General features: G+C 56.1%; 19 protein-coding genes and 1 tRNA gene. 14 read left to right on the top strand and 6 right to left on the bottom strand.

Features of this window, described 5'->3' with window-relative positions; translation table 11 throughout:
- The first annotated feature begins 65 nt into the window (after positions 1–65).
- Together ACGHEN_RS09440 and xerC are read left to right on the top strand one after the other, a co-directional pair.
- The gene (locus tag ACGHEN_RS09440; protein WP_117772916.1) at positions 66–539 is read left to right on the top strand and encodes a YhcH/YjgK/YiaL family protein; all 474 of its coding nucleotides are present in this window, start codon (positions 66–68) and stop codon (positions 537–539) included.
- A gap of 774 nt (positions 540–1,313) precedes the next feature.
- Complete coding sequence (gene xerC / locus ACGHEN_RS09435) at positions 1,314–2,297, top strand: tyrosine recombinase XerC (protein WP_390399010.1); 984 nt, start codon at positions 1,314–1,316, stop codon at positions 2,295–2,297.
- A 37-nt stretch (positions 2,298–2,334) separates the two neighbouring features.
- On the opposite strand, the gene ACGHEN_RS09430 is transcribed toward xerC, so the two are convergent.
- Positions 2,335–3,069 carry a hypothetical protein gene (locus ACGHEN_RS09430; protein WP_225093925.1) on the bottom strand — a complete coding sequence of 245 codons (735 nt, stop codon included), beginning with the start codon at positions 3,067–3,069 and terminating at the stop codon, positions 2,335–2,337.
- A 292-nt stretch (positions 3,070–3,361) separates the two neighbouring features.
- Here ACGHEN_RS09430 and ACGHEN_RS09425 point away from each other — a divergent pair, with 292 nt between their 5' ends.
- From ACGHEN_RS09425 to ACGHEN_RS09405, 5 genes are all read left to right on the top strand, one after another.
- Positions 3,362–3,616, top strand: coding sequence for a helix-turn-helix domain-containing protein (locus ACGHEN_RS09425; protein WP_225093924.1), 255 nt, complete (start codon positions 3,362–3,364; stop codon positions 3,614–3,616).
- Positions 3,604–4,470, top strand: coding sequence for a DnaB-like helicase C-terminal domain-containing protein (locus tag ACGHEN_RS09420; protein ID WP_225093923.1), 867 nt, complete (start codon positions 3,604–3,606; stop codon positions 4,468–4,470). Before ACGHEN_RS09425 ends, ACGHEN_RS09420 begins: the two co-directional genes overlap by 13 nt.
- A 325-nt stretch (positions 4,471–4,795) precedes the next feature.
- Positions 4,796–5,134, top strand: coding sequence for a plasmid mobilization protein (locus ACGHEN_RS09415; protein WP_349076090.1), 339 nt, complete (start codon positions 4,796–4,798; stop codon positions 5,132–5,134).
- 9 nt (positions 5,135–5,143) lie between these two features.
- The gene (locus ACGHEN_RS09410) at positions 5,144–7,048 is read left to right on the top strand and encodes a type IV secretory system conjugative DNA transfer family protein (RefSeq protein ID WP_390399005.1); all 1,905 of its coding nucleotides are present in this window, start codon (positions 5,144–5,146) and stop codon (positions 7,046–7,048) included.
- A 26-nt stretch (positions 7,049–7,074) separates the two neighbouring features.
- Positions 7,075–8,010 carry a relaxase/mobilization nuclease domain-containing protein gene (locus ACGHEN_RS09405; protein WP_225093920.1) on the top strand — a complete coding sequence of 312 codons (936 nt, stop codon included), beginning with the start codon at positions 7,075–7,077 and terminating at the stop codon, positions 8,008–8,010.
- Positions 8,011–8,506: 496 nt separating this feature from the next.
- Here the strand turns inward: ACGHEN_RS09405 and istB are convergent, their stop codons facing one another.
- On the bottom strand, positions 8,507–9,301 hold the full coding sequence (istB, locus tag ACGHEN_RS09400; RefSeq protein WP_271807471.1) for an IS21-like element helper ATPase IstB: 795 nt from the start codon (positions 9,299–9,301) through the stop codon (positions 8,507–8,509).
- 345 nt (positions 9,302–9,646) lie between these two features.
- Between istB and ACGHEN_RS09395 the strand changes: the two genes are divergently transcribed.
- The 4 genes from ACGHEN_RS09395 (at position 9,647) to ACGHEN_RS09380 (ending at position 14,056) form a co-directional block, all read left to right on the top strand.
- Positions 9,647–10,507, top strand: a complete 861-nt coding sequence (locus ACGHEN_RS09395; RefSeq protein ID WP_390399001.1) for a PqqD family protein — start codon at positions 9,647–9,649, stop codon at positions 10,505–10,507.
- An 8-nt stretch (positions 10,508–10,515) separates the two neighbouring features.
- Positions 10,516–10,785 carry a radical SAM protein gene (locus ACGHEN_RS09390; protein ID WP_390399000.1) on the top strand — a complete coding sequence of 90 codons (270 nt, stop codon included), beginning with the start codon at positions 10,516–10,518 and terminating at the stop codon, positions 10,783–10,785.
- A gap of 819 nt (positions 10,786–11,604) precedes the next feature.
- A complete protein-coding gene (locus ACGHEN_RS09385) occupies positions 11,605–11,808 on the top strand; it encodes a hypothetical protein (protein WP_195404844.1) in 204 nt (67 codons plus the stop codon).
- Between the two features lie 610 nt (positions 11,809–12,418).
- The gene (locus tag ACGHEN_RS09380) at positions 12,419–14,056 is read left to right on the top strand and encodes an ABC transporter ATP-binding protein (protein ID WP_250787250.1); all 1,638 of its coding nucleotides are present in this window, start codon (positions 12,419–12,421) and stop codon (positions 14,054–14,056) included.
- Between the two features lie 36 nt (positions 14,057–14,092).
- Here the strand turns inward: ACGHEN_RS09380 and ACGHEN_RS09375 are convergent, their stop codons facing one another.
- Entirely contained in the window at positions 14,093–14,341 is a 249-nt protein-coding gene (locus ACGHEN_RS09375; RefSeq protein ID WP_195404841.1) for a hypothetical protein, read from the bottom strand.
- Positions 14,342–14,637: 296 nt separating this feature from the next.
- Here ACGHEN_RS09375 and ACGHEN_RS09370 point away from each other — a divergent pair, with 296 nt between their 5' ends.
- Positions 14,638–15,045 carry a hypothetical protein gene (locus ACGHEN_RS09370; protein ID WP_390398999.1) on the top strand — a complete coding sequence of 136 codons (408 nt, stop codon included), beginning with the start codon at positions 14,638–14,640 and terminating at the stop codon, positions 15,043–15,045.
- A gap of 24 nt (positions 15,046–15,069) precedes the next feature.
- The gene (locus ACGHEN_RS09365; RefSeq protein WP_225093913.1) at positions 15,070–15,675 is read left to right on the top strand and encodes a hypothetical protein; all 606 of its coding nucleotides are present in this window, start codon (positions 15,070–15,072) and stop codon (positions 15,673–15,675) included.
- Between the two features lie 192 nt (positions 15,676–15,867).
- Here ACGHEN_RS09365 and ACGHEN_RS09360 read toward each other — a convergent pair.
- Positions 15,868–15,943 (bottom strand) — tRNA-Thr (locus ACGHEN_RS09360).
- Positions 15,944–16,100: 157 nt separating this feature from the next.
- On the opposite strand from ACGHEN_RS09360, the gene ACGHEN_RS09355 reads away from it, so the two are divergent.
- Positions 16,101–16,583: a PTS system mannose/fructose/N-acetylgalactosamine-transporter subunit IIB gene (locus tag ACGHEN_RS09355; RefSeq protein WP_390398997.1), complete on the top strand. Its 483-nt coding sequence runs from the start codon at positions 16,101–16,103 to the stop codon at positions 16,581–16,583.
- A gap of 152 nt (positions 16,584–16,735) precedes the next feature.
- Here ACGHEN_RS09355 and ACGHEN_RS09350 read toward each other — a convergent pair whose 3' ends face one another.
- The gene (locus ACGHEN_RS09350) at positions 16,736–17,974 is read right to left on the bottom strand and encodes an IS110 family transposase (RefSeq protein WP_373094348.1); all 1,239 of its coding nucleotides are present in this window, start codon (positions 17,972–17,974) and stop codon (positions 16,736–16,738) included.
- 495 nt (positions 17,975–18,469) lie between these two features.
- Positions 18,470–19,522: an aldose epimerase family protein gene (locus tag ACGHEN_RS09345; RefSeq protein WP_390398995.1), complete on the bottom strand. Its 1,053-nt coding sequence runs from the start codon at positions 19,520–19,522 to the stop codon at positions 18,470–18,472.
- Positions 19,523–19,589: the final 67 nt, after the last annotated feature.

Genomic DNA, 19,589 nt, shown 5'->3' with positions numbered 1-19,589 from the left:
GGCAACAGCGTCGGTAATGCGTTTGCCGAGTAGCCGCCAAAGAAACGATCCGAGAGGGGATTTAGATGATTTACGGTGCATTGGGCGATATCGAGGAGTACCGTGGAATGCTCAAGGGCCTCGACGTGCTGATCGATTGGCTCGAGGAGAACGATCCGGCGAAGCTCGAGGTCGGCAGCCATCCGATTCTGGGCGACAAGGTCTTTGCGAACGTCATGGCTCCCACGACGCGTCCCGAAGCCGAGGCTCACTATGAGACGCATCAGCGCTATCACGACCTGCAGATCGACGTCGAGGGTCGCGAGGCCTTTAAGGTTGCCACGGGCAGCCTGACGCTGGTCCAGGAGTTCGACGAGAAGGACGACTACGATCTGGTCGATTCCGACGCCTCGATCGCCGGCGATCTTGCTGACGACAAGTTTGCGCTGTTTGTTGCCGGCGAGCCTCACATGCCCACGCTCGAGTTCCAGGGCGATGGCGCGCAGCCGGTCAAGAAGATTTGCTTTAAGCTGCTTGCAGATGCTTACTGGGAGGAGTAGCGCGCTGCTCGGCTGAGCTGTTCGTGCTGCGAGCGTTATCCCTTGGGGGAGCTCGCTTGGGCCCCGCTGAACGCGGTTCCTTTGGGGATTGCGGTTGGCGGGGCTTTTGTTGAGTAGGAGAGTTTCCGGCGGCGTTGTGCTTGGATTGGCGGATGCGCGCCCGAAATCGACAACAAAAAAGCCGCCCGAAGGCGGCTGTCTTGTGCAATGGAGCCAGCGACCGGGCTCGAACCGGTGACCCCCGCTTTACGAGTACGTGAATTCGGCATTTGACGATATGAGGCCAATTTCACTGAATTAAAAGGAAGCGCAGGTAGAAATAGGTAACTAACAATTATTGAGCTAGCTATTAGAATCATATTTCCCACTATTTTCACACTTAGAGAGACTTGAAAGTGTGAAAAGTTTCGATTAGGCTTGCTGGCAAAGCTTTAAAGGCTTTGCCAGCAAGCCTAATCGAAAATCTAACGAGGGATATGATTGCAGGGATTGATAAAAAAGACCGCTCGCGGCACATCGGAATGCATCGATAAGAGCAAAGGCGTCTATCGGATTTATTTTTCCCTGGGAAAAGATCCGGAGACAGGACGGTACCGCCGTAGTCCGTCACGCAGGGTTCACTGCAGAAGCAAGAACCCGAAAAACTGGCCGAGTGAAGTCGCCAAGGCGCTGGAGGCCTATAGAGCTGAACTTGAGGGCGCTTCCAACCGTGGCAATGGTCCTCTGGGCCTATCAGATTATGCGGACAGGTTTCACGCGAACAGGGAGTCGACCATGGGATCACCTCTTGCTTATGAGCGTGAAGGTTTGGACATTCGTCACATACGCGAGCTGTTCGGCAATCCCGATCTCACTCGGCTTAAATCGGATGACGTTCGCACTGCTTATGCCAAGGCTAGAAAAGAAGGCCGATTCAGCGAAAGTGAAATTCGCCGCATCCACATCAAGCTCAAACAGGTAATGAAGGATGCCGTCGATAACGACCTCGTGGGCAAAAACCCTTGTAGGGGAGTGAAACTGCCCAAGCAGAATGTCGAGGCTCGTAAGGCGCTGAGCGCCGATGAGGCGGCAAGGCTTCTTGCGGTCCTTTTGGAGGAGAAGCCATCTTCCTTTATCACATGCACAATGCTTCTACTTCTCTGCGGTTTGAGGAAGGGGGAGGCCCTTGGTCTCTCATGGGAGGATTATGACCCCGACGCCAAGACTCTGAGGATAGTAAAGCAATATACGAACGACAGGACATTGAGGCCGCCTAAATCAAAGATGAGCAGGCGTAAGATTTCGGTTGGAAATGAACTTGCCGACTATCTGGACAGGTGGAAAGCCATTCAGCGGAGTGAGTTCGATTCCTTTGCAGTGGGGCAGACTGGAGAAACGCCCATTGTCCATTCCATTGGGATCGTTGACGCCGCCAACGGCAAACGGGCTCTTGTGACCCGGATGGATGGACATAACTATTCAAGGGCGTTTAGGCTGTTTGCGGCGAAAAACGGCTTCGGTACTTTTAAGGAGAGCAGGGAAGTCATTGGGAGTGACGGCGTCAAACGTACCCGCTATACGGGTTATAGCGGGCTGAAGCCTCATGAGCTTAGACATACGCAAGCGACTTTGCTCGTTGGTGCCAATGCGGACATTAAGACGATCCAGGCGCGTTTGGGCCATGCTAGCCCATCGACGACGCTGTCTATCTATAGCCACTTTATCGAGGCAAATGACCAGAAGGCAGCATCAGTGCTGGATGATCTGCTGAAGGGCTAAAAAGGGCTAAAAAAGAGGCCCCTTTGGGGCCTCTTTTTTAAGCGACATTGTTTCGGTAGATCATTGCGCCATATGGCGGCTCCAGCTCCATAGACTGATAGTAGCTGGCATCTAGAAGGTTGAAATAACAAATGATGGGGGCGGCTAGGTGCTCGTCCATATTTAGGTAATGTCCCTCATCATCTGTGACCAGTTTGACCTCGTCGCGCATCACGTCGGTCATGCGGGGCCAGAGTTTGGTTGCGCGCTGCAATTTGTCCTTTTGACTGTACTCTCCGTTATGGAAGAAGGCAAAATGAGGCGCATCGTATTTTGCGCCGCCGCGAATTTCGATAATTCCGACCTGGCTGCAAGACTTCGCGCATTCCTCTGTTTCCAATAAAGTCCAAGAGGAGGGGAGGACAGCGTAATCGCCGCCGAGGAGATCGACCCGTCTCATTCCCTGGGGCCTCTCCTCTTTCTCGCAATATAAAGAGAAATGGTCGTGGAGCCTCTGGAATTGCTCTCGATAAAGTTCCAATTGACTAAAACTCATTTCTTCTGATCCGTCAACGGGAAGGGCCTTCATTTCATTGGTGATTTGCCGAGCTTCCCTGAGGCACGCCTCATCGAGGGCCCTGGCGACCCTCGGCTGCAACCCCGTGAGCAGGTTGCATAGATAGTCGATAGCCTCGCCGGTGCTTCTGACTGATTCGGGGTTCTTGAGGCGTAGCTCTTCGATTTTCTCCGGGGTCGTCGCCTGAACAGTTGTTCCGAACTTAATTTTCCGCATCTTACTTCCGGATAATGGTAAACGTCCCATAACCACTCCAATCATCGTTGTATATATATTAAATCAGTCAGACAATAAAGTCTATACAGTCAGAAAGTGAATTAGAAATTAGAACTGTAACTAGATATGATTGTGCAACAGACAGTGTTACAATATAAACAGTAAGCGCCTGACCAGCTTGTTTGAAAGGAGTTATTTTATTTTCGGTCATTGATTAAAAAGCCGCCCGCCCTTCCCTATCTAAGTTTGGCGACGAAGGGGGAGGGGCGAGCTAGCCTGAAAGGATTCTACCATGATTGTAGAGCCTGAACCGTACGCTGCCGTACAAGCATCAACTGCGGTTTCTTCTGATTCCAACTTGGGCCACGAGCGCCTTCTTGGCATCGCTGAAGTGTGCAAGATAACCGGCTTGAGTCCGGTTACGGCCTCGAAGATGATGAAGGAGAGCGGGCGCGCGATTGCGTTGCACCGCCGCATTTACATCCTTGAATCGAGCTTCTTTGCATACCTCCATGAATTGGAGGCGAGCGAACCGTGCCGGCTTTAAATCCCATGAGCGTCGGCCTCGACGAGACCGCCTTGCGTATCTTAAAGAATAGGCCGCTTGGGCATATCGAACACGGTGCGCTGGATACTATCCTCGGAGGTCTTCGTCAATACCTGTGCATCGTCCCCGGCGGACCCGGTACGGGTAAAACAACGTTTATGCAGCAAATCGCCGACGGATGGGCCATTGCTGGCCATCCGGTGGTCATCTTTGAGGGCGAGCTCGGGCGAGACAGCATGCTCGCGAAGAGCCTCACCCGCATCTCGGGCGGCGAGCTCACGCACGATGATATGAACGGCGATGGCATGTCTGAGGACAAACGCGGGCTCTTCGAGAAGGTTCTCGACATTTACGCCCGCAGCATCGCCGAGCGAATGTATATCATTCCTGGTGAAATTAAATATGCCGGGATGCGAAAGGCAATCGAAGAGGTTGCCGATAAACATGGCGAACCGCCACTGGTTATTGTTGATTACGCGCAAATCGTCTCTTTGCCGCAGGAACTGCGCATTGCCGACGAGCGTATCGGTCTCAAGCTCGTCGCTTCCGAGCTCCGCCGAATCGTGGATGAGGCCCATTGTCCGCTCTTCGCTATCTCATCAATTAACCGCGTTAATTACGACAAGCAGACCACCGGGCTTCAGGCGATAGGCGGGTGCAACATGTTCGAGTATTCGGCAGATCTCGTTATGTCGCTTTCTATTAAGGGCGATAAGCCCGAAGAGCGTAATGCCAATATGTTGCTTAAAAAACGGCCCGTCATTGCTTCAATCACAAAGAACCGTTACGGTTCCTGCGGTATTGTCGAGTTTGAGTTCAACGCACCAGCAGCGATGTTTACCGAAATCGGCTAATTATGGAGCCCGGACCCTACATTGGTGGATACCGGGCTCCCAATCCATGCTTGTCGTCCGATGAGCTCGCGCGCGCCGAGAACAGGGATCTTCCTCTGCTCTCGGCCGATGAGCTCATTTGGGAATGGAAGCGCCTGCTCGATGCTCTCGATATCTATAGAGAACAATGGCGACCATACCGTATATATCTCGGCAGCTTGCCGGGAGTCCCCTTCGATGTCTGGGCGAGGGTGAGGATTGGGCGCATCGGTCAGATGCTCCAAACAATTTCAACTTAATAAAAGGGGCGGGGCCGATGCGTCGGCCCCGCTCGGATTGGATGGTTATGACTTCCATGAATACGCATATCAACGTACGGATGAGTGAGTCGCAGCGTAAGGCTATCGAGGAGAGGGCGGCGGCCATGAACATGCCGGCGTCCTCCTTCATGCGCGATGCCGCCCTGCTCTGCGGCGAGAAGCCGGTCAGGGTCGCCGACGCGGGGGAACTTGCCGGTATCAGGACTGAGTTGAAGAAGATCGGCACGAACCTCAACCAGGCGGTCCGCGCCCTCAACACCTACGGGTCCGATCCGGTCGTCCTCAATAATCTCAACCGGGCGACATCAATCGTCTCGACGGCGGTGGGCTGGGTCAACGACCTACTCGCCCGTGCGAGAGAGTAGGTGGTTCTCGTGAAGGAGAAGGTGGTCATGGCGCTGGTTTTCGCAGCGCTGCTTACCGCGGGGTTTGCGCCACTTATCGCCATTCCCCTCGATTGCATGATCCTCGGATTTCCAATCGAGCTGAGCTCGATCGGATTCACCCTGAGCGTGGATAACACCATTTGGTGGTGGATTAACGTGGGGCCTCATTGCGTCCCTGGCTGTCTCGCCTCGTTCGCGCTGTTCCTGTCGGTATTCGTGCTCATGCAGCTATCGGCTTCCTCGAAGGAGCGAGCCGCCGACGGAGGTGTACTTGGGGAGGCGCGGGTGAAAACGGGGCCGGAGACCATCCGGGGCTCGGAGATTTGGGACGGGCACGGACAGCCGAAAAGCAGAGGATTCGTGTACGGGTTTGAGAAGACGCTGTTCGGCTCCAAGTATCTGTTCGAACCGAGGCGGCACATGTTCCTCGACGGCTCAACGGGTGCCGGAAAATCAAGATCGCTGCTGATCCCGACAATTGATCTGCTGACGTATGGGGCGGATGACGGGGAATCGAGGCCGCAGACCATTATCGTGTCCGATGTGAAGAGTGAGCTCATCGAGTTGACGGGCGACGAGCTGGAGCGTCGCGGGTACCGGGTGCTTCTGCTGGACGCCCAGCATCCCGAGAAGAGCGACACGTTCAATCCACTGGAAATGGTCGATAGGCTCGCGAACGGGGGGAATCTGCCGGGGGCTGAGCAGGCCGCGGATGCCGTCGCCCGTACGCTCATCGCCGGGGAGGGCGATGCGAAGGCGAGCCACTGGACGGAATCCGCGCGGTCGCTGCTCGCCGCGACGATCCTTCTGGTCGTGCTGGACGAGGGCTGCCCGCGGGGCTGCAAGCACCTCGCGACGGTCTACCACATCATGTGCCTGGGGACGGAGGGGGCCGGCGAGGATCCGTGTGAGCCGCTGAAGGGCCTGTTCCGTTCCCTGCCGCAGGGGCATCCGGCCCGCTCGCGTGCCTCACAGTTCATCTCGAGCGGCGGCAACGAGCTGAGGAGCATCGTTTCCACGCTAAAGGTCAACCTGAGGATCTACGCTTCGGCGCCGATTGCACGAATGGTCTCGGGCGATGATATCGATCCGAGTAGAATCCTGAGCGAGAAGACCGCGCTGTTCCTCCACGTGATGGACGAGGGCTCCCCCTACAACGCGATCGCGGCGGTCCTGTTCGAGCAGCTCTACGCTGCCGTGTATTCCATCGCGGACGCAGCTGGTGGAAAGCTGCCGCGGCCGGTGTCCATCCTCGGCGACGAATGGGGGAACCTGCCGAAGGTCGAGTGCCTGCCTAGCCTTCTCAGCCTTGGGCGCTCGTACGACCTGTTCTGGATGGGCGCAGTCCAGAACATCTCTCAGCTGAACAAGTACGGCGAGCGCGACGGACGGAAGAAGATCCTGGCAAACTGCGGCGTCAAGGTCGCCATGAAACTGGGCGAGGCCGAGGACCGCCAGTATTTCACCGAGCTAGTCGGGAAGACGACGCGGCACACCATGGGAACCAGCTCGAGCAGGGGGCCTTCGGGCGGTACGGGGTCGACATCCTACAGCGAGCACGCCGACGACCTGATTCATCCTTGGGAGTGGACGGAGATGTCCCCCGACAAGGACGGCGTCATCGTGGTGAAGACCGCGGAGAACGGCGTGGGCAGGGAACATGCGGGGTGCTTCCGGGCCCCTGTCTGCGATTGCACGCGGATGCCGACGAAGGAGCACTTCGATCTGGGGACGCGCGAGCACGAGGCGGCCAAGAGGATGGAATACCAGGCCAGGCTGATATCAAGGCAAATGGGTCGTGAGGACGGCGTCGATCTCTGGACTCCCGAATTCGAGGAAGAGGCCGCGGAGCCGCCTGTTGCCGACGGATGGTCCGGCCTCTTCGTCGACTGACGGCGGTTTTTGAAGGGAGTTGGAAAATGACCGCAATCAAGCAGGCGAGCGTCATGAGCGGGGAGCACCTCCAAAACCTCAAGCGGTATTTCGATTGGGACAGGGAGAAAGTCCTGGACCACGATACCCAGCACATCATCGATGAGGATCGATGGTTCGAGGAAATGGACGCCACCCGGGAGGCGGCCGGGCACAACCGGCCCGGGAAGCAGGGCGCAAGGTGCACGTACATGCAGCATCAGGTGATCGGCTTCAACCCGGACGAGTGCTCCTGCAACGGCGGGCCGATGACGCCCTCGCGTTGCATGGAGTACGCGAGGGACTACATCGCCAAGCGCTATCCCAACCAGGAGATCGTGATTGTGCTGCATGAGGAGAGGTGCAGGTCGGATGGATCGGCCCGATTCGCCGCTCACCTCGCCATCAATAGGACGGACCTCGAGACTGGGCGGCGTCTGAACGACGGGCCGGCGAGGGCGGCGGCGAAATCCCGCGTGAGAACGGTGAAGGAGCTCGATACGAAGTACGGCCTGAGCCAGCTCGAAAGGGGCCTCTCGAACTCGAAGGTGCACGCGCGCCAGCCCGGTCGCGAGGAGCGCGAGATGGCAAAGAAGGGGAGATCCGACAAATCCGAGAACGCAAGGGTCCGAGCGATTGTCGCCCAGAGGGCAGAGGAGGTCGGGAGGCTCAAGAGCTGCCCCGACCGCTTCGGAGAGTTTGCAAGGCGGTTGGAATCGGATGGGATCGAGATCGCCCGATCCAAGCGGGGGGCGCTGCAATACCGCTATCACTCGGAGTCCCTCGGCAAGACGAGGAAGATCAACGGCGCGAGGCTCGGCTACGCCGTCAACCGCTCGACCGGGCGGATTATGAGGTTCACGGCAAGGGGAATCGACCTTGCCATACGGGCCGCGTGGGAGCTGGCTCGCGAGGGTGTGGATGACGAAAGAGGCCGGGACTGACTTTCATATCTGAGGTCCGTGCAACAGCCGGTAAGCCTGTTGCACGGTTCTGCGGGAGCGACTTTGGAGCGGTTCGCACATCCCGGCTTCGGCCGGGCAAGATATTCCGTTGCACGGAATACATATCTTGCATGCCCCGAGAAGCGTAGGCCGAATCGACCGGAGTGCAACGGGACAGGTGAGCGGAGGCGCAGTGATGGCGACCCAGGGGAGCCATCGAACGGAGCCGGAGCGAGAGCCGGCGGGGCGATCGCGAGTTGAAGCCGAGTGATTGTCCCGCCGTTCACGGCCCGCCGGCGGCGGCCCGGGGTTCCAAGGGGACTCGTCCCTTTGGCGCGAAGGGGTCCGGGGATGGCGCGAGACATCCCCGTGAAACGCCGCGACGGGCACGCCCCTGTTAGCGTCAATCTAATTTTCACCAGTTTCACTAATCAAACGCGCCGTTCGCGCAAAGGCGGCTTCACCGCTTGCGCTAACGTATTTTCACCGATTCCGGTCACGCCTTGACGGGTCCGTCCCTCGGCAGGTCCTTCAGCCTGTAGGACCTGCCGGCTATCTTGACCAGGTGGCAGTGGTGGCAGTGGTGGCACACCCTGTCCGCGATCGCGCTCGCCGCCACGTCGTCCCCGAACACCCTGCCCCAGCCGCCGATCCCCACGTCGGCGGTGATGATCGTCGAGCGCTGCTCGTAGCGCGTCAATATCAGCTGGAACAACAGGTCCGCGCCCACGCTGCCGACGTCGAGGTAGCCGAGCTCGTCGATGATCAGCAGCCTCGAGTGGGCGTAGTACTTGAGCCTCTTCTTGAGGATGCCGCGCGACGAGGCGTCCTCAAGGTCCTCGACGAGCCGGGCGCAGTCCACGAACCTGACCTCGCGCCCCGCCCTGACTGCCTCGATGCCCAGCGCGACGGCGAGATGCGTCTTGCCCACGCCGGGGCTTCCCACGAACAGGACGTTCTCGGCCCGCTCCACGAACCTGAGGGTCGCGAGCTCCTCGATCTCGGCGCGAGGGACCGACGGCTGGAAGTCCCAGTCGAAGTCCGCCAGCCCCTTGACGTAGGGGAACCCCGACGACCGAATGCGCTGGTTGGTGATCCTGACCTCCCGGGCGGCGACCTCGACGCGCGTCATCTCCTCGAAGGCGGAGGCGAAGCCCCGCTCGCCCGCGGCGACCATCCTCACGTAGTCGGGCAGGGACGCCGCCATCTCGTGCAGCCCGAGCGCGGAGAGGTCGACCTCGCCAGGTCCATCGCGTGCCACAGCCGCGGCCTTGGCGACCTGTCGTAGCATTCGCTGCCCTCCCGCAGACGGGGCACCGCAGCCCGAAACTCGTCCACGGCCTGACGCCGACGATTATCCTGCCGCCGTCGATGCTGGCGTACTCGATCACGGTGTGGACCAGCGCGAGCGCGCGGCTTAGTATCCTGTTCATGCGTCAGGGCCTTTCCGGTAGGTTGATGTAGCAAGCGAAATCCTACCCTGCCCGGCGCGGAAACGGCCCCCTCTCGGGGCCGTTTCCCTTATATGCGGAACTTTTTTGCATCCACCTGCGGAAAAATTGATGTCTCGCCCACAGAAACTACCGAAGAGCCTAAAATCGGCTCATATTCAAACAGACACAAGGAGGGATTAATTATGGAATGGAGCTTTGACGAAATAAGGGGATTTATCCCGAAATCGATTTCTCTCCCATACTCAAGAGAGGAAAAGAACGGGTACCGCTCTGTTCTAACCGGACGCGATGAGCTGAACTATATCATGTTGAACGGAAGCGGGAGCTACATCGTCTCTCTGTGCGATGGTAAAAACACCGTCGAAACAATCCTTAATCGGATGTGCGACAAGTTTCCAGACGCCAATCCGGACATGCTCAAATCTGACTTAGCCTCGGCAATGAGAGGTTTCAGCGTATCGAGACTAATAGGATGGGTCAAAACTCCGACCGAAAATGGCACACCCATTGCCGATGAGATTTGCGTGGACAATGGGACCCATATACGGCTTGCCCAAGAAAACGATATTCGCCTGATTTGCTCCCTGGCAAGCCAGGCGAGCTCATCAGAACCAGAAAGTCCCACAATTGTCTACGGTTGGCCTCTTTCCGTCGAGCAGTATGAACGACCGCTAGAGGTGCGAAACGGATTGTTCAATCTGAGCAAGGAATTTTTCATTGTATATGAGTCAGGGAGACCAACCGGTCTACTCGGCCTCGCCCCCTCCAGCAATCCCTTACTCAGATACGCAGACATCTGTCTTCTTTTGTGCCCCGCAAGCATCGCCGTTCAATGTATTGCCGCTGCGGCCAGCTTCTATCGTCAAGATTTTTGCGATGTTCCCAATTTTTTCCACCTGAACCTAACCAGCAAGGAAATTGCATCAAACGAAGGAATTCGAAATCTTATCAATGAGCCAGAATTCACTTGCGCTGGCACTTTTCCAGGTGAGTGCAGCGACGGCGACTGCATGAATGTATACTGTTTTTCAGAAGTCTGTTAAGAGGAACCATGGGACGAGTTTCGGAAAACAAGTACACCAACGTTCTCAGAGCGCCACATCACGTCGCCCTTGACATAACAAACAAGTGCAACTTGAGATGTCTGCACTGCTATAACAGCAGCGGCGAGAATGAGGTCATGCACGACGAGTTGACCTCAGATGAACTTTTTGTTTTCGCAAAGGAAATGGCAGACATGTCGCTTTACAGCATGTGTTTCTGTGGAGGAGAAACCTTGTTGCGCAGTAAAGATATCTTGCGCTGCCTTCCCATATTGTGAGATGGGAATGTTGCAGCGAGCCTGGTAACCAACGGGCTTCTCCTCACGGAATCCCTTCTCCGAGATTTAGAAGATTCCGGACTCAAAAGCATCCAATTTAGCCTAGACGGCATTGGGTCAGCTCACGATAGGCTGAGGGGACATGAGGGAGCCTTCGAAATCGTCGAAGAAGCAGTTGCCACCGTACTCAACCATTCCGATTTGCACCTTGCTATCGCATTTACGCCCACGTCGTTCAACACCGAACAGTTTCCCGATGTCATCTCACTATTAGATGAGATTTTCACCGAATCTAACAGGCCGAAGAGGACGCCGGGTGACTTTATCGAACTACGTGTCCAACCCCTCATGGTTTTGGGCCGTGCGCGAAAGAACACATTTATTAGACCGGACTATTCCCAATACCGTACGTTGATTCACGCCATTCAAGAGGACGACTTCCTTCGGAAGCACCCGAATGTCCGACCGCAATGGGGCGACCCCGTCGACCATCTAATTCGCTTCTCTGATAACCGATATCTATTAGATCAGGTTTCAGTGCACGCAAACGGCGACATCGTCGTTTCTCCGTATATCCCGTTAGTGGTTGGCAACATCAGAAACCACCCTCTTGAGGATTACTGGAACAACGGACTTAGCTCAATTTGGTCCACAAAACTGGTTCAAGACCTCTGTAACCACATGTGGACCATTGACGACATGGAGCGTATGTCCGACACAATTTGCGATATAGATATGGGAGGTGATCTACACGTTGACCTGATTGATGATACCGCGGATGAACTGTTGAACTCATCGTTGAAGGAGATGTTGGGTTAAATGTACGAGAAGCCCGTAGTAGACAACATGAATCCGACCAGAGCATCGACTCTTGGAACGGAAACTTGGTTCGACATGTATTACATCGTGTGGGGAGCAAATGTGGCGGTCGGAGTCACCGCAGTTGGAGCCTATGAACTGGTCCTCATCACTTTTGCCGCAGCACTTCCCCTCAGCGAGCAAGGTGGCCAAGACGAGCAATGAGTCCTGAAGCGCTAAGATCATCCATTGGCGGCATGGTAGGAGGAATCTGCTTTCTCGTTGTCGGGGTGTTAATGGTAAAGACCGGCAATCCCGGCCTGATTCACAGTTACCATATCGCTCATATTCCAAGCGAGAAGATTCCTCTTGTTGCCAGATTGGTCGGACTCGGAATAGCGTTGACGGGAGCCGGTCTCGTTCTCGCGGGCATCATTGCCTTTGCGTCCCAAATCCCATTATCGGCATCGGCGGCTTTCATTCTGCCGCTCATCATAATCTTTGCCGGTCTTGGCGTCTCCTTGCTAACGATCGTAGTGTTCACATTTCGACCATGGTCATAATGGATTTCCTATTGCATGAAACTTCAGGCGCATGCCCAACAAACAATGAAAAAATTTACAGCTTTAGTCGGACGGCTGTTTTATTTTTCAGCCGTCCGACTGCCGTGCGCGGCCTATTGATCGAACATAAAATTCCCGTTTCTATGAGGATCCAGCTCGCAAAGACTCTCTATGGAAGCGCTCGTGCCGATTAGTCGCCGCTTCGTTTCCACCGAACCGCGGTGTAAGGTGTCATCAGTTGGTATTTCATACCTGATAGATTGGGGCCATTCTTGATTCGGTACGTCTTATCGAAGTTTAGTAAAACAAAGGGTGCTTTCACGTTCATTGCCATCACGACGATTGGAATCGCCCTTTCCTATGCCGCACCATATGTGAACGGAAAGTTCTTAGATTTCCTTCTTGCCAATCGCAGCGAGAAGGATGCTGTGCTTTTTGCGCTCTTCGTAGCTTCAATAGGGGTCTTTTCTGCCTTATTTTCATATTTTGCAGGAACGTTATCTATCCGTATATCCACAAAGCTTTCTTTTGACCTACTCAGGGAAACCGTCTTGCGCTTTGAGCGAGTTAATTTTCTGACGAACCGAACAACCGACTCAGCCTATACGACGCAAAGGATTTTCACTGACTCAGGTGTTGTTTCTTCTTTCGTTCTAACAAACTTTATCAGCGCTCCCCTGTCTGTTGTCGCCATTCCTTTCGTGTTGCTCGTCATATGGTCGGTTGATCCACTCCTCGCACTATTCTCCATCCTCCTTCTTGTGGCATATCTCTTCGTTATTACCGGATTGCGAAAGCTTCTATATAAAGTCATGTACGAGAAGAAGGAGGCAGATAGCGCTTTCTATGCCGTAATAGCATCGCAGTTGAATCAGATTCTCAACATTCAGTTAACGTCTTCATACAATAAAAGCGAGCTAGCACTTGACACCGGATTTGAAAAGTATTTTCCAAAGGTCTTGCACTCGGGAAAGCTCTCATTCTCACTAACATCGATTGACAGCCTTTTTGCTGCCGTGTTTCAAGCGATAATACTCATCGTATCCGGAGTGCGAATCATCAATGGAACCATGACGATAGGCGAATACACCATCGTCGGTGCATATTTTGCCGTCCTATTTAAAACCTTGAAAAACACGATGAACCTGTTCAAGTCCTATCAGGATGCCAAGGCTTCGTGGGACAGGATGAGCGCCATGGGAAAGGTAGGACCGGAACCAGAGCAAGATCAGACAGGTTTAGTCAAGATTGACACAATAAATCGCATTTCTGTTTCCAAGTTGGATTTTACGGTACCCCTTCCAGACGGATCTCCCCGAAAGGTTCTTGACGGATTTTCCTTCGATTTCTCCGGCCCTGGAACATACTGCATAACCGGAGAAAATGGAAGAGGAAAAACGTCGCTCCTTTACCTGCTCCTTGGGCTGTATCCATCGGCAGGCAAAGTAACATACAACGACATGCCGATTGAAAAATGCAATTTGGATTACATACGTTCAGACACGATATCGTGCTGCCCCCAACCGTGCTTCGCTCCAGATGAGACGGTTCGGGACCTGTTGGATTATTTCAACACCCCATTTTTTACAAAGCACCAGCATATGAATGAGCTACCGTCGTTGACAACCAGCATAGAGGGCTTGCTTGAGAAACGTTGTCCTGAACTTTCGGGTGGTGAGCTGCGCCGTGTATACTTGTGGTCGGCAATTTCCCGTAATCCATCAGTCTTGGTGCTCGATGAGCCTACAACTGGATTGGATGAAACAAGCCGAGCCGAACTCGCTTCGTATGTCAGAAACAACAAATTGAAACAGCTCATTATCATTGTTTCACATGATAATGAGCTGGCAAATGCAGCGGAAACGATCGTCAGTCTAGATAACGCGTCACACCGTTGCGCAAATCGATAGGACCGCATCGAGTCGCAGCAATTGCAGAAGGCTAAGCTATAATGATTGCCCTTTACCCATGCGTATCTCAAGGCCTTCGATGATGATCCTTGATACCGTGGTGTTGTGTTCCGCCGCGTAGGTGCTCATCTCTTGCTTCTGCTCTTCCGTAACCCAAAAGGTGATGCACTCCCCTTTCTTGCGACTTGTCGAATCCCCTTTGTTTCGTGTGTCTTGATTACCCATGAGGGTCATGCTCGCCTCTCCAACGGGCATGACGCGGCGAGTTGGCTTCTTAATTGCCACCGTAAATCTCCTTATCCTCCTCGATGCCCTCCTTCACCTGTTTGAGTAATTGTCCTCTTTGACACCGGCGATATTGCGCTTACACACCGTCCGCTCACATCCCGAATATTGCCGTTCGGCACCGCCGATATTCCCGTCGGCACCGTCCCCCTGGTACGTTCCGGCTGTCCATGCAGCCGAGACCAAGGAGGTACAGCATGGCGAGAAGGATAAGGGCCAGGGAGGCCCTCAGGCTCCGTGCGTCCGGCCTGTCGCAGAACGCGATAGCCCGCGCGGCGCATTGATTGGAAGGCTGTATGGACGTCAGGCTGCTTGGAAAGAAAAACGAGGGCGAGGGCCTTGGGGTCGCTGTTCTCGTTGATTCGGCTTTTGCAGAGTTAAAAGACAAGAGCGATGAGCAGTTGGCGGAGGCCCAGAGATTTTTGATTGACTTTATGAAAAAAGTTGCTCGGCTAAAGGGAGTGAGAATTGATCGGCCCCATTTCCTCCGCTCGGAGCTGAGGAGGAAGGGTGTCCATAAAGATGTCGTCGAGTTTGCCGTGGAAACGACCCCCGTTACCGCCGGAATCGATGTGGGCCTGATCGATAGAATTGCTAGAGAAGTAATTGATTATGAGGCAAAGAAGTCAACCGCCTTTTCCTTTGCAGCGGGTCTTCCCGGAGGTGTCGCGATGGTGGGCACCATTCCTGCCGATATTACGTAATACTACGTGCACGCATTCAGGATTATGCAGAAACTGGCATACCTGTATGGCTGGCAGACCTTTTTTGAAGAATGTGACGACGTTGATGACGAGACTCTCTACGAAATGGCAGTGTTGCTCGGTGTGATGATGGGTGTAGGCAGCGCGAATTCGATGCTAACCGTAATCGCCAAAAACGCCCAAGAGGCGGTCGCGAAAAAGGTCGCTCGCCAGTCGCTAACCAAGACCAGTTGGTATCCGATCCTGAAGAAGCTCTTGAGCTTCATGGGTATCAAGATAACAAAGCAGACGGTGGGGAATGCCGCTGGCAAGGTTGTTGTGGGCGTCGGTGGCGTAATCTCTGGTGCTATCACCTTTATGGGTCTTTCAAAGGGGTCGGCGCGCTTGTGTAGGCAGCTTAAGTGCTTGCCGCAGGCAAACGAGCGGATTCCTGGCACTGGGTACTATGAAAAGGATGAGGCCGCGGTTGCCAAGAAGAGGATTGACGTAGCGGAACCCCTCTTTATCGAAAAGTTCGGATTTACTCCCATATTCTACGGCTCTATTGTTGAATATGCTGACCGGCTGGAGGAGTCACTGGCGACTGGAGAAGCGAAGCTGGATGCATATAATCCGGACGTTCTTCTCTGATACTCAGCGGAATTAGGCTATGCGTAACAGGATTGTTGTTCGATCTAATGTGAACGTTGGATGATGCTAACTATTTATGGAAAACAGTTAAAAAAGTTTTTCACCCCTTTTTCACTCCTCGGAGAAGGAGGAAAGAGACGCGAAAACAAAAAAGCTCAGAAGCAATTACGCTTCTGAGCTGCACTAATGCAATGGAGCCAGCGACCGGGCTCGAACCGGTGACCCCCGCTTTACGAGAGCGGTGCTCTACCAACTGAGCTACGCTGGCGGCCATGTGATGACACAACTGAGGCGTCAACGGCTGTCTATGATACGGGACATCGCAAATCCGCGCAAGTGTTCTGATGACTTTTCTCACGTTAAATGCACTAATATTGGAGACGTGATGTCTCGCTCTTACGGGTCTCAAACAGAATGGGGCAGCCATGGCTCAACCCAAGATCCTACTCACGCGTATCGATGACCGTTTCATTTATGGTCAAGACGTTGAGCTGTGGAACGAAGCCGTGGGTTCCAACCTTGTCTTAATCGTCAACGATGAGATCGCGGCGGACGCTCGCAAGTGGGCCCCTATGAGGGTGGCGACGCCAGAAGGCGTTTGGACGCGCTTTTTCTCGGTGCAAAGGACCATCGACGTCATTCATACCGCAACGCCTCGCCAATTGATTCTGATCATGGTGGCCTCACCCTCCGATGCGCTCGCGCTGGTTAAGGGCGGTGTGCCGATCACCAAGATCAGCATTGGTCATATGCAGGCAGGGGAGGGCAAGCGTCCCGCAACGCCCGCAGTTGCCGTAGACGACACAGACGTCGCTGTTCTCAGAGAGCTGCAAAAGCTCGGCATAGAACTAGAAATCCGCTATCTCCCCAGTTCCGCCCCCGACCCCATCGGCAATCTGTTCAACTGATCCCTTGGGGACGGAGGAAAACGGATCATTTTGCCTTCGTAGGGGATCTGTGTGGCGCTGTCCGCCAAAACTATGCCGGTTTACTACGATGAATTGCTTATCGCCGAGCATGTCAAATTTGCAGAGAATAAAACCGACGCTCCTATAAGTTGTCAAGAGGCAGTTTGCGGGAGCGTTCTCTCCAATTCGCACAGGAGCTCGTAATACCTCCTCTCCAGTTTCGTCGACCGCCGTTTCCCCCGTTCCAAGTGCCCGAGTGTGGCTGCGGACAGGCCGAGCTCCGCGGCGGCTTTCTTCTGAGTCACCCGCATCGCCTTGCGCATCTTCGCGAGCTCGGGGCCTTCCGGCGCGGCGCCGTCGGGGTTCGGGTCCATGAGCACGTGGTACACCTCCCGCGCTATGTAGCGCTTCAGGCAGCGGACCGCCTCCCGCCGGGACTTCCCCTCGGAGGTCCGCCTCGCCACGTACCTCCTCGTCCTCTCGTCGTACGCCATGCGCTTGATCGCGATCTCGTAGAGCGCCCAGTTCGCCTGCCGGTTGCCGCCGCGGTTGAGCCTGTGCCGGTCCGTCTTCCCGCTCGACGCGGGGATCGGCGAGGCGCCGCACATCATCGAGAACGCCGCCTCGCCCTTCAGCCTGCCGGGGTTGTCGCCGGCGGCCACGACCAGGGCGGCGGCGGTCGTGGTGCCGCAGCCCTCGACGCCGAGCAGCGCGGGCGCGTTCGCCTCCAGCAGCGCGCGGATGCGCTCGTCGAGGGACTCGACCTGGCTGCGGGCCTCCTTCCAGACCGCCGCGACGGACCGCAGCGAGGCCAGCACGCTCTCCTCGAGCGCGTCGCCCGCCTTCCTCCCGCGCGCGAGCAGCGGCATGAGGTCCTTCGGCCGCTCGCGGCCCCTGAACCGCTCCCTCAGGGCGCTCGGGGCCGTCGTGAGCATCGACTTCGCGCAGGCCACGCAGGACGTGGACGTCGCGACGGCCAGCCTGCGCGCGACGTAGAGCTGGCGCACCGCCTCGACCCAGCCGTCCTGCGACTTCGGCACGGAGCAGCCCCTCCCGGACGCCGCCTTGCGCGCCGCGCGCTCGGCGTCCAGCGGGTCGCTCTTCCCCTCGCCGGGCCTCACCTTGTCCCTCTTGGGCCTGAGCACCTCGACGACGTTGTACCCGAGCTCCACGAGCCTCCTCGTCAGCCCGGCCCCGTACGATGCCGTGCCCTCGACGCCGACGACCATGCAGCTCCCCGGGTCGCCTATCGCCTCCGCCAGCCTGTCGTAGCCCTCGGGGTCGGCCCCGAAGCTCCCGCTCCAGATCTTCCTCCCGAGGCCGTCGAGCAGGCACAGGACATGCACGTCCTTGTGCGTGTCGACGCCCGCGATGACCGTTTCGCCTTCCATTTTCGCTCCCCTCGGTCTGCCGCCTGCTCCGCGCCCGGGTCTCCCAGACATTGCACTGACGGGAGCGCTACAATCCAATTGGCTTGTCCGATTGTCCGCGCTCATGCTCCTATTAGGTCATGGCAGGACTCCGGGACGCGGATGCCGGGGCGAGACAGGTCGGATTTGAGGACGGCCGAAGAGGCGTCAGCAGGTCAGTGGGTCATCGTCCCGGCATTCAGCATCAGGGTAGCGCTGCGACGCGGAAATCGCGCGCCGTTGCCGCGCCCCGCAGTGCCCGCTTCCCCCGAGAACAATTATCAGTGCAGGTAGACGAGTTGCTAATTTTTTATAAACCAGCGCGTGGTCGGACATAGTGGGTTCATCGTAGTAATTCGGCATAGTTTTGTTATGTCACCAATTCGGTGGCATCGAAAAGAAGGATTTAGGCATGAAGCAGCGCCCGTTGGCGGTGGTGCCGGCGGGCGTTGCTGTGCGAGATGTCGCGTTGTGGGCCTAGTGCCTCATAAAGTGGTATTCGATCATATTGCTGTAGGGGTGACCCGGACCCACAATGCCCTGCGGGAACAGCGGCTGGTGCGGCGTGTCGGGGTACATCTCGGCCTCGAGGGCAAAGCCGGCGCCCCAGCCATAGTTGGCATCGTCCTTGGCGTGCTCGTCGCCCAGCCAGTTGCCGGTGTAGAGCTGCACGCCCGGGGCGGTGGTGTAGTAGTCCAGCTCACGACCGGTCCACATCTCCTCGATATGTAGGGCGCGACGCAGGTTGCGGCCGTACTGATAGCCATCGATGCACAGGCAGTGATCGTAGCCACGGACCTGCTTGATCTGCGGGTCGTCGGCCTCCATGCCGGGTGCGACGGGGCGAAGCTCGCGAAAGTCAAACGGCGTGCCCTCGACGGGAGCGATCTCGCCGGTAGGAATGTTCTGGTCGTCGATGGGCAGGTAGTGGGCAGCGTTGGCGATAAAGAAGTGCTCACAGTCCATGCCGGCGTTATGGCCTGCAAGGTTAAAGTACGTGTGGTTGGTCATGGACACGTAGGTGGCGCGGTCGCTCTCGCAGCCATACTCGATGCGAAAGACGCCGGTGCGTGTAACGGTAAACACGGCCGTAAAGGTGCGGTTGCCGGGCAGGCCCAGCTCGCCATCCTCAAGCGAGGTGGTCATGCGCACGGCATTGTGGACCTCGTCGAGCTCAACATCCCACACGCGTTTATGCAGACCGTGCTCAAGATCGCTGTGCAGGTTGTTGACGCCTTCGTTGGCCGGCATATGCCAGTCCGTGCCGTCGATGGTGATCGTGGCGCCCGCGGTGCGGTTTGCCACGGGGCCGATGGTCGCGCCAAAGCAGGCGGGGTTGTCAAAGTAATCCTCGAGCTTATCGAAGCCCAGCACCACATCGCGCACGTTGCCGGGAATGTCGGGCACATCGATACCCAGCACGGTGGCGCCATAGTCCATAATGCGAACGCAGATCTCGGGACCGTTGAGGGTGTAACGATGAACGGGGGTACCGCACGGCGCGGTGCCGAAAAGCTCGGAAGTGATCATTTGGTTCCTAACATCGAGGTATTTCCGACAAACTGTAGCGCGAACAGGCGGGATTATCACTACACCC

The organism is Collinsella sp. i06-0019-1H4, from assembly GCF_042849575.1.
Classification (GTDB): Bacteria; Actinomycetota; Coriobacteriia; order Coriobacteriales; family Coriobacteriaceae; genus Collinsella.
This window is presented reverse-complemented; position numbering and strand designations above follow the sequence as displayed.

What these genes read in the sequence shown, in the direction of transcription:
- ACGHEN_RS09405 (WP_225093920.1), top strand. Translation starts at nt 7,075, where the DNA reads ATGACCGCAATCAAGCAGGCGAGCGTCATGAGCGGGGAGCACCTCCAA.
- ACGHEN_RS09415 (WP_349076090.1), top strand. Translation starts at nt 4,796, where the DNA reads ATGACTTCCATGAATACGCATATCAACGTACGGATGAGTGAGTCGCAG.
- ACGHEN_RS09355 (WP_390398997.1), top strand. Translation starts at nt 16,101, where the DNA reads ATGGCTCAACCCAAGATCCTACTCACGCGTATCGATGACCGTTTCATT.
- ACGHEN_RS09345 (WP_390398995.1), bottom strand. Translation starts at nt 19,522, where the DNA reads ATGATCACTTCCGAGCTTTTCGGCACCGCGCCGTGCGGTACCCCCGTT.
- ACGHEN_RS09385 (WP_195404844.1), top strand. Translation starts at nt 11,605, where the DNA reads ATGTACGAGAAGCCCGTAGTAGACAACATGAATCCGACCAGAGCATCG.
- ACGHEN_RS09365 (WP_225093913.1), top strand. Translation starts at nt 15,070, where the DNA reads ATGCAGAAACTGGCATACCTGTATGGCTGGCAGACCTTTTTTGAAGAA.
- ACGHEN_RS09370 (WP_390398999.1), top strand. Translation starts at nt 14,638, where the DNA reads ATGGACGTCAGGCTGCTTGGAAAGAAAAACGAGGGCGAGGGCCTTGGG.
- ACGHEN_RS09425 (WP_225093924.1), top strand. Translation starts at nt 3,362, where the DNA reads ATGATTGTAGAGCCTGAACCGTACGCTGCCGTACAAGCATCAACTGCG.
- ACGHEN_RS09430 (WP_225093925.1), bottom strand. Translation starts at nt 3,069, where the DNA reads ATGCGGAAAATTAAGTTCGGAACAACTGTTCAGGCGACGACCCCGGAG.
- ACGHEN_RS09350 (WP_373094348.1), bottom strand. Translation starts at nt 17,974, where the DNA reads ATGGAAGGCGAAACGGTCATCGCGGGCGTCGACACGCACAAGGACGTG.
- istB (WP_271807471.1), bottom strand. Translation starts at nt 9,301, where the DNA reads ATGCTACGACAGGTCGCCAAGGCCGCGGCTGTGGCACGCGATGGACCT.
- ACGHEN_RS09395 (WP_390399001.1), top strand. Translation starts at nt 9,647, where the DNA reads ATGGAATGGAGCTTTGACGAAATAAGGGGATTTATCCCGAAATCGATT.
- ACGHEN_RS09390 (WP_390399000.1), top strand. Translation starts at nt 10,516, where the DNA reads ATGGGACGAGTTTCGGAAAACAAGTACACCAACGTTCTCAGAGCGCCA.
- ACGHEN_RS09440 (WP_117772916.1), top strand. Translation starts at nt 66, where the DNA reads ATGATTTACGGTGCATTGGGCGATATCGAGGAGTACCGTGGAATGCTC.
- xerC (WP_390399010.1), top strand. Translation starts at nt 1,314, where the DNA reads ATGGGATCACCTCTTGCTTATGAGCGTGAAGGTTTGGACATTCGTCAC.